Genomic DNA, 12370 nt, shown 5'->3' with positions numbered 1-12370 from the left:
CCCGGTTAGTCGCGCAACGCGGCGGCCAGCGTTTCCACCCGGCCGGGATCCGCCTTCACCGCCATCGCCAGGGCCTTGCCGTAGCCGGCGTCGGCCTTCTGGAAATAGGACAGCATGGTGTACTTCACGTTCTCGTCCTTCACCTGTCCCAGGTCGCTGGCCAGGTTGCTGACCAGATTGGCCTGCTGCTGCTTGCTCAGCGAACGGTAGAACTCGCCGGCCTGGGTGAAGTTGCGCGTCCTGGCGATGCGTTCCTGCTGCGTGGCGCCGGTCAAAGGCAGCTGACTGTACTTGTATTGCGCGTTGTCGGCCACCGCGGCGTGTTCGCTGGGCTGATAGTTCACATTGCCTTTGCGTGCGCCGGGGTTCTGGGCGCCATCCTGGTTGTAATTGACGGCGGCGGCGCGCGGGCGGTTGACCGGCAGCTGCAAGCCATTGGTGCCGACGCGATGCAGCTGGGTGTCGGCGTAGGAGAAGATGCGGCCTTGCAGCAGGCGGTCTTCGGAAGGCTCGATGCCCGGCACCAGGTTGGACGGCGCCAGCGCGGACTGCTCGGTTTCAAGGAACACATTGTCGGGATTGCGGTTCAGCGTCATGGTGCCGACCTTGGTTTCCGGCACATTGGTCCAGATCTTGGTGGCGTCCAGCGGGTCGTAATCCATGGCCGCCAGTTGCGACGGCTGCAGCACCTGCACGTACAGATCCCACTTCGGATAATTGCCCTTGTTGATGGCGTCGATCAGGTCGCGGGTCATGTGGTTGAAGTCTTTCGCCTGGATCGCTTCCGCTTCCTTGGCGCTCAAGGTGCGCTGACCTTGCAGGCTTTTCCAGTGGAACTTGACGTAGCTGTACTGGCCATTGGCGTTGACAAACTTGTAGGCGTGCACGCTGTTGCCATCCATCTCGCGATAGCTGGTGGGCGTGCCGAAGTCCGAGTACACCCGGGTCAGCATGTGGGTGGCCTCAGGCTGATGCGAGAAGAAGTCGAAGAAGCGGTTCGGGTCCTGGATGTTGGTGTCCGGCGCCGGTTTCAGCGAGTGCACCATGTCCGGGAATTTGATCGCGTCGCGGATGAAGAACACCGGCAGGTTGTTGCCCACCAAATCCCAGTTGCCTTCGCGGGTGTAGAACTTGGTGCCGAAGCCGCGCGGGTCGCGCAGGGTCTCGGGCGAGTGGTTGCCGTGGATGACGCTGGAGAAACGCACGAACACCGGCGTTTCCTCGCCCGGCTTGAATACGGCGGCGCGCGTCAGCTCCGAGATGTCCTTGCTGGCGACGAAGACGCCGTAAGCACCGGTGCCGCGCGCATGTACCACGCGCTCCGGCACGCGCTCGCGGTCGAAGCGCTGCAGTTTCTGGATCAACTGCACGTCCTGCAGCAGCACGGGACCGTTCGGGCCGGCCGTTTGCGAATTCTGGTTGTCGCCAACCGGTGCGCCGTTGTCACGCGTCAGGTCATTGATGACTTGGGCGCTCGCGGCGCTCACGCCTAACAGGATCAGCACGGCCGCACTTATGCGCGCATGTCGGTTCATTTTCAAGTCCTTTCATTTTGATTGCGGTAGTGACAATGTACTTTTCAGACAATAAATAGGTAAATTTTATTGTTTCTATCGGAATTATAGTAATTTGCATTTTTGCAATAGCAATGACTCGCCAGCCCGCGCCATCCGGTCGGCGCGCAGAGCGATTGGTGCATTCATGCACCTGAGTGTTGTGCTGATGTACCCGTACCGCTTGCAGCAAGTCGGTGTCCGCTGCCTGGCGCATGGCGTGCACGCCGGGCGAAATTGGTATATGATGATGATCATGCAGACCAAAACTCCACATCGCAAGCCCGCCAGCCGCAAGGAACTCACCCACGAACGTATCGTGGAGGTGGCCTCGCGCGCCATCCGCCGCAGCGGCTATGACGGCACCGGCGTGGCGGACATCATGAAGGAGGCGGGGCTGACGCACGGCGGGTTCTACGCGCATTTCGAATCGCGTGACGCGCTGCTGGCGGAAGCCGCCGACCGCGCCGGCATGGAGTCGGTCGCGCTGGCGGCACGCGTGGCCGCCGCCGCGCCCCCCGGTGAGGCCGTGCAGGCGATGATGCAGGCGTATCTGGCGCCCGAGCATATTGCCGCCATCGAGACCGGTTGCCCGGTGTCGGCGCTGGGCTCGGAGATGCCCCGGCAGTCCCCGGCAGTGCGCCGCGCCGCGACCATACACATCAAGGAAATGATTGACGTGTTCGCGCGCCAGATGCCCGATTGGGGGCAGCCCAAGGCGCATGAGCAGGCGATGGCCCTGGTGTGCGCCCTGATTGGCACCACGGTCATGGCGCGCGCCGTCGATGATCCACGCTTGTCCAAGGCGATGTGCGAAGCGACCATGAAGCAGTTCGCGCCCGCCCCGCAGTGAGGGCGGTTTTTTTTACATATAAATATGATGGGCGTAATATTATGAAAGCACTTGTCCTGAAACGCTATGGCGGCATCGATGCGCTCGCCTTTGCCGATGTTCCCCGGCCCACCATCAAGGCCGATGAGATTCTGGTGCAGGTGCATGCCGCCGGCCTCAATCCAGTCGACAACATGATTGCGAAGGGCGCGTTCAAGCCCATCCTCAAGTTCGATCTGCCGGCGACGATGGGCAGCGACCTGGCGGGCGTGGTGGTCGAGGTCGGCAGCCGCGTGAACCGCTTCAAGGTCGGCGACGCGGTGTTCGCCAGCTTGTTCGACCTGGGTGTCGGCTCGCTGGCCGAGTATGCGGCCGTGCCCGAGCGTGTCGCCGCCCACAAGCCCGCCAATCTGGATTTCGTGCAGGCGGCATCGATTCCGATGGTGGGGCTCACCTCGTGGCAGGCGCTCACTGAGCGCGCGCAGCTGCAGCCAGGGCAAAAGGTGTTCGTGCCCGCAGGTTCTGGCGGCATCGGCACCTTCGCCATCCAGCTGGCCAAGCAACTTGGCGCCAAGGTGGGCACCACCACCAGCACCGGCAATGTCGAGTTTGTGCGCGGCCTGGGCGCGGATGAGGTGGTCGATTACAAAACGCAGGAATTTGAAAAAACGCTGCGTGGCTACGACGCCGTGCTGGGCACGGTGGGCGGCGATGGGCTGGAAAAAGCAATGCAGATCGTGAAGCCCGGCAGCAGCCTCGTTTCGCTCGTCGGTCCACCGGATGCGGCCTTTGCGCGCGCGCGCGGCATGAATTTCCTGATGAAGTTCGTGTTCGGCCTGTTAAGCCGCAAGATCATCCGTCTGGCGCAAAAACGCAGCGCCCGATATTCCTTCATGTTCGTCCGTCCCGACGGGCGTCAACTGGGCAAGATTGGCGAGCTGCTGGAGTCTTCGCGCATCCGGCCGGTGGTCGACAAGGTCTTCGCCTTCGCGGATGCGAAGGAGGGGTTGGCATACCTCCAACAGGGGCGCGCCAAAGGCAAGGTGGTTGTTCAGATGGTCAAGCCCTGAAGACGGGGCCTATTTCCAAAAAGGAGACAATGCAATGCGGACTTTTAGACAAAGGCGCGCCGGCGCCGTGGCGCTGGCCTGTGCGGTGCTGGCGTGGCCGGCGGCCTGGGCCGACGACGCTTCCCCGGCCGGACTATGGAAAAACATCGATGACGCCACCGGCAAGCCACGGGCGCTGATTCGCATCACGGAGTCGGCCGGCACACTTCAGGGCAAGATCGAGAAGGTCTTTCCCGCGCCTGGCGAAAGCCAGAATCCGAAGTGCGAAAAATGCGAGGGCGAAAACAAGGATGCGCCTATCGTCGGCCTGGTGATTCTGAGCGAGCTGAAGAAGGACGGCGACGCCTACGCCGGCGGCCAGATCCTGGACCCGGACAACGGCAAGGTCTACCGAAGCAAGCTGCAGCTGATCGACGGCGGCAAGAAGCTCAGCGTGCGCGGCTATATCGGCATGCCCCTGCTGGGGCGCTCGCAGACCTGGGTGCGGCAGGAGTAGGGCGGCAAGGCCGGGCGGTTAACGTGCGGTGCTATAATAACGCTGTTATAGCCCTGCACCGACCGATTATGCCCGCTGACGATTCCCTCTCCGACCCGCGCACCCGCCTGGTCGAAGCCACCATCCGCCTGCTTGCCAAGAGCGGGCCATCCGAAGTCAAGGCGCGCTCGGTGGCGACCGAGGCGCAGCTTTCCACCATGGGCGTGTACACCTATTTTGGCGGCGTCCCGGAGCTGCTGCAGGCGGTGGCCGATGAGGGCTTCAACCGCCAGGCCTCGGTGTTTGGCCGGCTGCCGCCATCGGACGATCCGATGGCGGACCTGTGCGCCATGGCGCTCGCTTGCCATGATTTCGCGCGGCGCAACCCGCACTTGTACGATTTGATGTTCGGCCTGTCGATTCATGGCCGCTACAGTCCCACACGCGGCACCGCCGAACCCGTCCTGAGCGGACAGTCCGCTTCCTTCCTTGCCGCCTATGCCTTCCTGTTGCGCGGTTGCGAGCGGCTGGTGCAATGCAAAGCCGTGCGGCAGGCGGAGCCCGGCCTGCTCGCGCTGCAATTCTGGAGTGCGCTGCATGGCTTCATCATGCTCGATCTGGGCGGCCATTTCGCCGGCGTGTCCGACGCCGAGACAGAGGTGCTGACACCGATGTGCGTCAACCTGGTGGTCGGCCTGGGCGCCAAGCGGGCGCAAGCCGAGGCGTCAACGGCCGCCGCCCACGCCACGTGGGCCGCCATTCAAAACAACAAAACCTCGCGCGCCGTGTAGCAAATCGCCGGGCGCCGGCCGGCGCCGTCAGTTCTTCCTTGAAATCCTTAAATAACAGTGTTATGGTTAATCCATAACACTGTTATTAACGCCGCGAATATGCGACAAAAGGAGATCAAGGTATGAACAAGAAACAGGTTCGAGCGGGCGGGCTGACATCACAGCGCCAAGGCCCGGTGCTGGTGGTGTGGCTGGATGGCGGCCCGCAAGGGGTGATGGGGCTGGCGATGGCCGAGGCATTGGCGGAACTGGTCGCCGAAGTGGAGGCCGATCCCGAAGTCAAGGCCGTGGTGCTCACCGGAACCCATCCCGGCCGCTTCATCGGCCACGCCGACGTGCAATGGCTGCAGGAAGGCGGCACCACCATCCCGTCGATCGCGCGCGGCATGACGTCGGCGGTGGCGCACGCTGCAGCCGGCGTGCGACGCATGCCGCTGGTGGCTCCGATCGCCGCGTTCACACCGCTGGGCGGCGCCATGCAGCTGGACGAGTTGCATGCGACCTTCATGCGCATGAACCGCTGCGGCGTGCTGTTCATCGCCGCGTTGAATGGTTCGGCGCTGGGCCTGGGCAGCGAGCTGGCCCAGGCTTGCGACGTGCGGCTGATGGCAGACGGCGACTTCTTCATCGGCCAGCCGGAAGTCTTGCTGGGCATACCGCCGGGCGGCGGCGGCACGCAGCGGTTGACTCGCCTGGTGGGCGCCCACCGCGCCTTGATGATGATGCTTGAAGGGCGGCCGGCCGCGCCCGCACGCGCTCTTGAGATCGGCCTGGTCGACGAGGTGGTCGCGCCGGATCAACTGATCGAGCGCGCGTTGGCGCTGGCGCAGTATCTGGGCGCGCGTCCGCGCGAGGCCATCCGCGCCATCAAGCGCGCGGTCTACGTCGGCGGCTCGATGTCGCTGGAGGACGGGCTGCATGTGGAAAGGACCGAGTTCATGTCCGCGCTGTCCGGCGGCACCTCGCAGTCGCTGATGCTCGAATACATGGACCGGACCGCGCGCGAGGGCGACTTGCCCTTGTACGAGCCGGCCATTTTCGCCGAGGCGTTGCAGGGCGGCCGTTTCCCCATGAACAGCACGCGGGGCGGCAAATGAACGCCATGTTGACTCCCCCATACAAATTCACCCGCCGCAGTATTCGCTTCATGTCGGGCGAGGCGTATTGCTCGGCCTGGCTCTACCTGCCGGTCGGCGTGGTCCAGCCGCCGGTCGTGGTGCTGGGGCATGGATTGGGCGCGGTGCGCGAAATGCGTCTGGATGCGTATTCGGAACGCTTCGCCGCCGCCGGCATCGCGACACTGGCGTTCACCTACCGCTATTTTGGCGACAGCGGCGGCACGCCGCGCCAGTTGATGTCGGTGAGGCGTCAGCTGGCCGATTGGGATGCTGCCCTCGACTTCGTCAAGTCCTGCCCCGAGGTCGATGGCGGCCGCGTGGCGATCTGGGGCAGTTCCTTCGGCGGCGGCCACGCGATCGAAGTGGCCAGCCGGCATCCGGAACTGAAGGCCGCCATCAGCCAGTGTCCGTTCACCGACGGCCTGGAGTCGGCCGCCGCGTTGGGCTTGCGCGCCTCCTTGCGGATCACCCCGACGGTCATGCGCGACTTCGCCGCGCGCCTGTTCGGGCGGGAACCGGTCATGGTGCCGATCGCGGCCCTGCCTGGGCGGCCGGCGCTGATGAATGCCCACGACGCCTTGCCGGGCTATCAGGCCCTGATGCCCAAGGGCATGCGCTTCGTCAACCACGTCGCCGCCAGGGTGATCCCGGAGATCATCAGCTACCGTCCCGGGCGGCGCGCGGCCAAGGTGCGGTTCCCGATCCTGTTCTGCGTGAGCCGCACCGACACGGTGACGCCGCCCGAACGCACCATCGCGATGGCGGCGCGCGCCCCGCGCGGCGAGACCAAGGTGTACGACTGCGGCCATTTTGACTTTTACCTGGGGAATCACTTCGAGGAGGCCGTAACCGACCAGACCGAATTTCTGAAACGCCACCTGCATCCCTAGTCCCGGCGCCGAATCACAATTATTGGAGACAGAAAAATGCGATTTTCAAGTTTGCCCGACCGGCGCGCCACCCAGGCGCCCGATGCGCCATGCCTGGCCGACGCCGGCGCCAGCCTGACCAACCGGCAGTTCCACGACCGGGTGTTGACGGCGGCCGGTATCTTTTCCGAGATCGGCATCGGCCGTGGCGACGTGGTGGCCATCATGCTGCCCAACCAGGTGGAGTTTGTGGTGGCGATGTTTGCCGCATGGCGCCTGGGGGCGGCGGTCACGCCGCTCAATCCCAACCTCACGGCCCAGGAAGCGGCCCATCAGCTCAGCGATTCGAACGCCAGGTTGCTGATCAACACCAGCGGGGCGCCGGTTGCCGGACAGGTCCAGACCTTGCCGGCCGGCGCGCTGCGCGGCGACGTCCAGTTTGGCGCCCACTATCGCGGGCCGACGGTCGAGGATCCCTCCGCGCTGGCGCTGCTGATCTATACCAGCGGCACCACCGGCTTGCCCAAGGGCGTGATGCTCGATCACGCCAACATCGACGCGATGACCGACATGGCGCGCCACGCCACCCAGATCACGCCGGCCGATCATTGCCTGCTGGTGCTGCCGCTGTTCCATGTGAACGGCATCGTGGTCAGCATCCTGATGCCGCTCGCCGCCGGCAGCCAGGTCACCATCCGCGCGCGCTTCGATATTGAAACCTTCTTCACCGATGTCGAACGTCTGCGGCCGTCGTACTTCTCCGCCGTGCCGACCATCTACGCCATGCTGCACGCCTTGCCGGAACACATCAAGCCGGATACATCGAGCCTGCGCTTCGGCGTGTGCGGCGCGGCGCCGGCGCCCGCCGGTCTGCTGGCGGGCTTCGAGGCCCGCTTTGGCTTCCCGGTGGTGGAGGGCTATGGCTTGTCGGAAGGGACCTGCGGCTCCACCATCAATCCATTCAACGGCGTCCGCAAGGCGGGCACCGTCGGGCTGCCGTTCCCGGGCCAGCGCGTCGCCATCGCCGATGTGACAGGCCGCCATCTGCCCGCCGGCGTCATCGGCGAGGTGCTGGTGCAGGGCCCCAACGTCATGCGTGGCTACCTGGGCAAGCCCGACGAAACGGCGAAGACGCTGGTCAACGGCTGGCTGCGCACGGGCGACCTCGGGCGTATCGATGCCGATGGCTACCTGTCCATCGTTGGCCGCCTGAAGGAAATGATCATTCGTGGCGGCGAGAATATCTATCCCAAGGAGATCGAGGATGTGCTGAACGCATTCCCGGCCGTGCAGGAATCGGCGGTCATCGGCGCGCCGCACGACACGCTGGGCGAGATCGTGGTCGCGTATGTGGCCTGCCGCCAGGACCTGCATGCGACCGTGGAAGAGCTGGACGCGCATTGCGCCGAACGGCTGACGCGCTACAAGCGGCCGGTCGCCATCCACCTGCTCGACAGCCTGCCCAAGAACGCCATGGGCAAGATCGATAAACCCAAACTGCGCGCCAGGTTGAAAGCACAATATGAATAAGCCCCACGTGCAGGACCCCATGGGACGGCCCGCCATCTTCATCACCGGCGCCGCCTCCGGCATCGGCCGCGCGTGCGCCGAACTGTTTGCCCGGCAAGGCTGGTTTGTCGGCCTGTACGACGTGAACGCGGACGGCGTGAGGGAGGTCGCCGCGGCTTTGGGTGAGGGCAACACGGCCTGTGGCGCGCTCGATGTCAGCGATCCCGAGGCCTGGGAGCTGGCGCTGGCGGACTTTTGGCGGCGGAGCGGGAAGCGCCTGGACGTGCTGTTGAACAATGCCGGCATCCTGACCGCCGGGGCGTTTGAAAGCGTCCCGCTCAAGCGCCACTTCGCCATGCTCGACGTGAATGTCGCCAGCATCCTGATCGGCTGCCACCGCGCGCTGGACTATCTGCGGCAAACGCCGGGCGCGCGCGTGATCAACATGGCGTCGGCCACCGCGATCTATGGCCAGCCCGATCTGGTGACCTATTCGGCCACCAAGTTCGCGGTACGCGGCTTCACCGAGGGGCTGGACCTGGAATGGAGCCGCTACGGCATCCGTGTCAGCGACATCTGGCCCAGCTTTGTCAGCAGCGCGATGGCGGCCAGCTTCGAGCGTCTGCCCAGCGCGAAATCGCTGGGCATCCGTTTGGCGCCGGCCGACGTCGCCGCCAAGGTGTGGCGCTGCGCCACCACCCGTCGCCTGATCCACAAGACCCACTGGACGGTGGGGCCGCAGGCGAGCCTGCTGTCGCTGGCGACGCGCATCACACCAACCGCCCTCACGCGCTTGGTGGTCAGGAAATTAGCCCACTGAAGAAGCACCTCAATAACTACAATCCTCAGGAGACAACAATGCGAGTAAAAAAACTGGCCGCCGTCGTCGCGGCGCTGGCGGCGTACGTCCCGTCACATGCCGATGAAGTGGAAAACAATACGGTTCGAGCTGGCTACGCCAGAGTTCACTTCGACCTGCGGTCGGGCGATCTGACCGGGCCGCCTGGCACCACACCGCCCGGCCTCAAGCTGGCCGCCAGGGATCTGAACGTCTACGCCATCAGCTACGAGCGGCGCTGGTCCGACAACTGGTCGGGGCAAATCCAGCTCGGCATCCCGCCGACGCTGACCGCGGTGGGGGCGGGCGTCGCGGCGCCAGTCGGGGCGGTGGCCAGGACGCGCATCTGGTTTCCAACCGCGATGTTGCGTTACAGCCCGGGCGAGTTCTCGGGCTTCCGTCCCTACGTCGCGGGCGGCGTGACCTATACCTTTTTCACGCAGCAGGAGTCCACGCCGGCCTACACCGCCGCCGTGCAGGGAAGCGGCAGCACCATCGACCTGCGCCCCGCGTGGGGTGCCTACGGCAGGGCAGGGATGGAGTACGCGCTGGGCCGCCAATGGTGCATCAACGTCGAGTACTCCGCGTTTCGCCTGAATACCTCGGCATCGGTGGCGACCGACACGCCCGGCTTCGGCGCCATCACGCGCAACGTCACGCTCAAGGACTCGCCGCGCATCTTCGGCGTCACGCTCGGCTACAAGTTCTGACGTATGGCTGCGATCGCATATGACTACGACTGGTTGGTGATCGGTTCGGGTTTCGGCGGCAGTGTCTCGGCGTTGCGGTTGGCGGAAAAGGGCTACAGCGTCGGGGTGCTGGAGCGCGGCCAGCGATTCCAGGACCAGGACAAGCCCGAGTCGACCTGGCAGTTGCGCAAGTTCCTGTGGGCGCCCGCGCTGGGCCTGCGGGGCGTCATGCGGATGAAGGTATTCCGCCATGTATTCGTGCCGAGCCAGTCCGGTGTCGGCGGCGGCAGCACGGTTTACGGCGGCGTGCTGTACCGCGCGCGGCCGGCATTTTTCGCCAATCCGCAATGGCGCGCGCTGGGCGACTGGCACGCCCGCCTTTTACCGCACTACGCCACCGCCGAACGCATGCTGGGCATCTCGCCCGTGCCGTTCGACTCCACCAACCAGCGGCTGGCGCGGGAGCTGGCGCGTCATGTCGGCAATCCGGACGGGTTCACGCGTTCGCCGACCGGCATCTTCTTCGGCGCACCGGGGCAGACCGTCAAGGACCCGTACTTTGGCGGAGAAGGGCCGGACCGCACGGGCTGCACGCGTTGCGGCGCGTGCGTGGTGGGGTGCCGCGTCGGCGCCGTCAATTCGCTGGTGAAGAATTACCTGTGGTTCGCGGAGAAGCGCGGCGTGCGGGTGATGGCGGAGCGTGAAGTGGTCGAGGTCAGGCCCGCCGGCGCCGCCGATGGCAGTGACGGCTACCTGGTGACGACCGAGCATCCCGGCGCGTGGTTCCGGCGCGGCCGCCGTACCCACGTCGCGCGCGGCGTGGTGTTCGCCGGCGGCGCGCTGGGCACCAATGAGCTGCTGGCCAATTGCAAGCTCGGCGGTGCGTTGCCACGGATCAGCGACCGCCTTGGCGAGTTGGTCCGGACGAACAGCGAGTCGGTGCTGAACGTGCGCCTGCCCAGGGACATCAAGACCTGGAACGACGTTACCGCCAGCAGCAGCGTGCATGTGGATCAGGACACGCATATTGAATTCCTCACGTACGGCCGCAAGGCCGACGCGATGAGCTTGATGTACACCGTCCTGGTCGGCCCTGGCAACCGTTGGACGCGGCCGCTGTCGTGGCTGGCGGCGATCGCGCGGCACCCCATCCAATGGCTGAAGACACTCTGGCCGGCCGGTTGGAGCCGCCGCATGGTGACGCTGCTGGTCATGCAGACGCTGGACAACGCCATCGCGCTGCGCCCCAGGAAACGCTGGCTCGGGCGCGGTTACCGCCTGGTCACCGCACAGGACAGCGGCAAGCCGAATCCCAGCTATATCGCGGTGGCGAACCAGGCGGCCGAATGGCTGGCCCGGCGCACCGGCGGTATCGCGCAAAGCAATGTGCTGGAAGCGCTGGCGGACATTCCCACCAGCGCCCACGTGCTGGGCGGCGCCGTCATCGGCGCCGATGCGGCCAGCGGCGTGATCGATCAGCATTTGCGCGTGTTCGGCTACCGGAACATGCTGGTGTGCGACGGCGCGGCGATGCCCGCCAATCCCGGCGTCAACCCGGCCCTGACCATCACCGCGCTGGCCGAATACGCCATGGCGCAGGTGCCGGCATCCAGCGCGGCTGGCCGCGCCGGGCCTGTCAGACGTTGACGTCGACGATGGTGCGGCCCCGCACTTGTCCCGCCAGCAGCCGTTCGGCGGCTGCTGGCACTTCCGACAAACCAATCAGCTGCGTCGTGCTGGCCAGCTTGTCCAGGTCGAGGTCGCGTGCCAGCCGCGCCCAGGCTTGAATGCGCATCGCCTGCGGTGCGTTGACGGAATCAATCCCGGCCAGGGTCACGTTGCGCAAGATGAAGGGCAGCACGGAGGCCGGCAAGCCGGTGCCTTGTGCCAGGCCGCAGGCGGTCACCACGCCGCCGTACCGGGTTTGCGCCAGCGCGTTGGCGAGCGTGTGGCTGCCGACGCAATCGACCACGCCGGCCCAGCGCTCGCGCGCGATAGGGGGACCGGATTCCGACAGCTGGGCACGGTCGATGATCTCGGCGGCGCCAAGACTGCGCAGGTAGTCCGCCTCGGCCAGGCGTCCGGTCGAGGCGACGACGCGGTAGCCCAGCCGCGACAGCAGCGCGATCGCGATCGAACCGACGCCGCCGTTGGCGCCGGTGACCAGGATGTCGCCGTGCTCAGGGTGGACGCCGCCATGTTCGAGCGCCAGCACCGACAGCATCGCGGTGTAGCCGGCGGTGCCGATCGCCATCGCGTCCTTGGTGGAGAAAACCTCCGGCAGCTTGACCAGCCAGTCGCCGTTGACGCGCGCCTTCTGCGCGTAGCCGCCGTGATGGGCCTGGCTCAGCTGCCAGCCGTTGAGCACCACGCGATCGCCAGGCACGATGCCCGGATAGCTGGACGACTCGACCGTCCCGGCCAGGTCGATGCCGGCGATCAGTGGAAACGTGCGGATGATTTCGGCCCGGCCGCTGACGGCCAGCGCGTCCTTGTAATTGAGCGAGGAATACTCGACCGCGATGGTGACGTCGCCGGGCATGAGCTCGCCCTCGTCCAGCTCGACCACGCTGGTGGACACGGTGCTGCCGGACTTGGATGCCAATAGCGCTTTGAATGACATGGT

At 65.6% G+C, this 12370-nt stretch carries 12 protein-coding genes; 10 read left to right on the top strand and 2 right to left on the bottom strand.

The window, feature by feature from the left end; genetic code table 11:
- Positions 1-5: 5 nt before the first annotated feature.
- The gene (locus FHW83_RS15125) at positions 6-1535 is read right to left on the bottom strand and encodes a catalase (RefSeq protein ID WP_176647187.1); all 1530 of its coding nucleotides are present in this window, start codon (positions 1533-1535) and stop codon (positions 6-8) included.
- A 262-nt stretch (positions 1536-1797) separates the two neighbouring features.
- Between FHW83_RS15125 and FHW83_RS15120 the strand changes: the two genes are divergently transcribed.
- The 10 genes from FHW83_RS15120 to FHW83_RS15075 all read left to right on the top strand — a co-directional run bounded on the left by FHW83_RS15120 (position 1798) and on the right by FHW83_RS15075 (position 11391).
- Entirely contained in the window at positions 1798-2406 is a 609-nt protein-coding gene (locus tag FHW83_RS15120) for a TetR/AcrR family transcriptional regulator (protein ID WP_176647389.1), read from the top strand.
- A 41-nt stretch (positions 2407-2447) separates the two neighbouring features.
- Positions 2448-3455, top strand: a complete 1008-nt coding sequence (locus FHW83_RS15115) for an NADP-dependent oxidoreductase (RefSeq protein WP_176647186.1) — start codon at positions 2448-2450, stop codon at positions 3453-3455.
- 34 nt (positions 3456-3489) lie between these two features.
- Positions 3490-3951 carry a DUF2147 domain-containing protein gene (locus tag FHW83_RS15110; RefSeq protein ID WP_176647185.1) on the top strand — a complete coding sequence of 154 codons (462 nt, stop codon included), beginning with the start codon at positions 3490-3492 and terminating at the stop codon, positions 3949-3951.
- 68 nt (positions 3952-4019) lie between these two features.
- Positions 4020-4721, top strand: a complete 702-nt coding sequence (locus FHW83_RS15105) for a TetR/AcrR family transcriptional regulator (protein ID WP_176647184.1) — start codon at positions 4020-4022, stop codon at positions 4719-4721.
- A gap of 122 nt (positions 4722-4843) precedes the next feature.
- On the top strand, positions 4844-5818 hold the full coding sequence (locus FHW83_RS15100; RefSeq protein ID WP_176647183.1) for an enoyl-CoA hydratase/isomerase family protein: 975 nt from the start codon (positions 4844-4846) through the stop codon (positions 5816-5818).
- 5 nt (positions 5819-5823) lie between these two features.
- Positions 5824-6729, top strand: a complete 906-nt coding sequence (locus tag FHW83_RS15095; protein ID WP_176647182.1) for an alpha/beta hydrolase — start codon at positions 5824-5826, stop codon at positions 6727-6729.
- Positions 6730-6765: 36 nt separating this feature from the next.
- Positions 6766-8238, top strand: a complete 1473-nt coding sequence (locus FHW83_RS15090; protein ID WP_176647181.1) for a class I adenylate-forming enzyme family protein — start codon at positions 6766-6768, stop codon at positions 8236-8238.
- A complete protein-coding gene (locus tag FHW83_RS15085; RefSeq protein ID WP_229224198.1) occupies positions 8231-9037 on the top strand; it encodes an SDR family oxidoreductase in 807 nt (268 codons plus the stop codon). Before FHW83_RS15090 ends, FHW83_RS15085 begins: the two co-directional genes overlap by 8 nt.
- A gap of 38 nt (positions 9038-9075) precedes the next feature.
- Positions 9076-9765 (top strand): OmpW family protein, encoded by a 690-nt coding sequence (locus FHW83_RS15080; RefSeq protein ID WP_176647180.1) that lies wholly within the window; start codon positions 9076-9078, stop codon positions 9763-9765.
- 3 nt (positions 9766-9768) lie between these two features.
- Positions 9769-11391: a GMC oxidoreductase gene (locus FHW83_RS15075; RefSeq protein WP_176647179.1), complete on the top strand. Its 1623-nt coding sequence runs from the start codon at positions 9769-9771 to the stop codon at positions 11389-11391.
- Here FHW83_RS15075 and FHW83_RS15070 read toward each other — a convergent pair.
- Positions 11381-12367, bottom strand: a complete 987-nt coding sequence (locus FHW83_RS15070) for an MDR family oxidoreductase (RefSeq protein WP_176647178.1) — start codon at positions 12365-12367, stop codon at positions 11381-11383. The genes FHW83_RS15075 and FHW83_RS15070 overlap by 11 nt on opposite strands.
- Positions 12368-12370 lie beyond the last annotated feature (3 nt).

The sequence above is a fragment of the Duganella sp. SG902 genome, assembly GCF_013376005.1.
In the GTDB taxonomy this organism is placed as follows: domain Bacteria; phylum Pseudomonadota; class Gammaproteobacteria; order Burkholderiales; family Burkholderiaceae_D; genus Rugamonas.
Note: the sequence above shows the minus strand (reverse complement) of the source record. Positions and strands in the feature narration are given on the sequence as shown.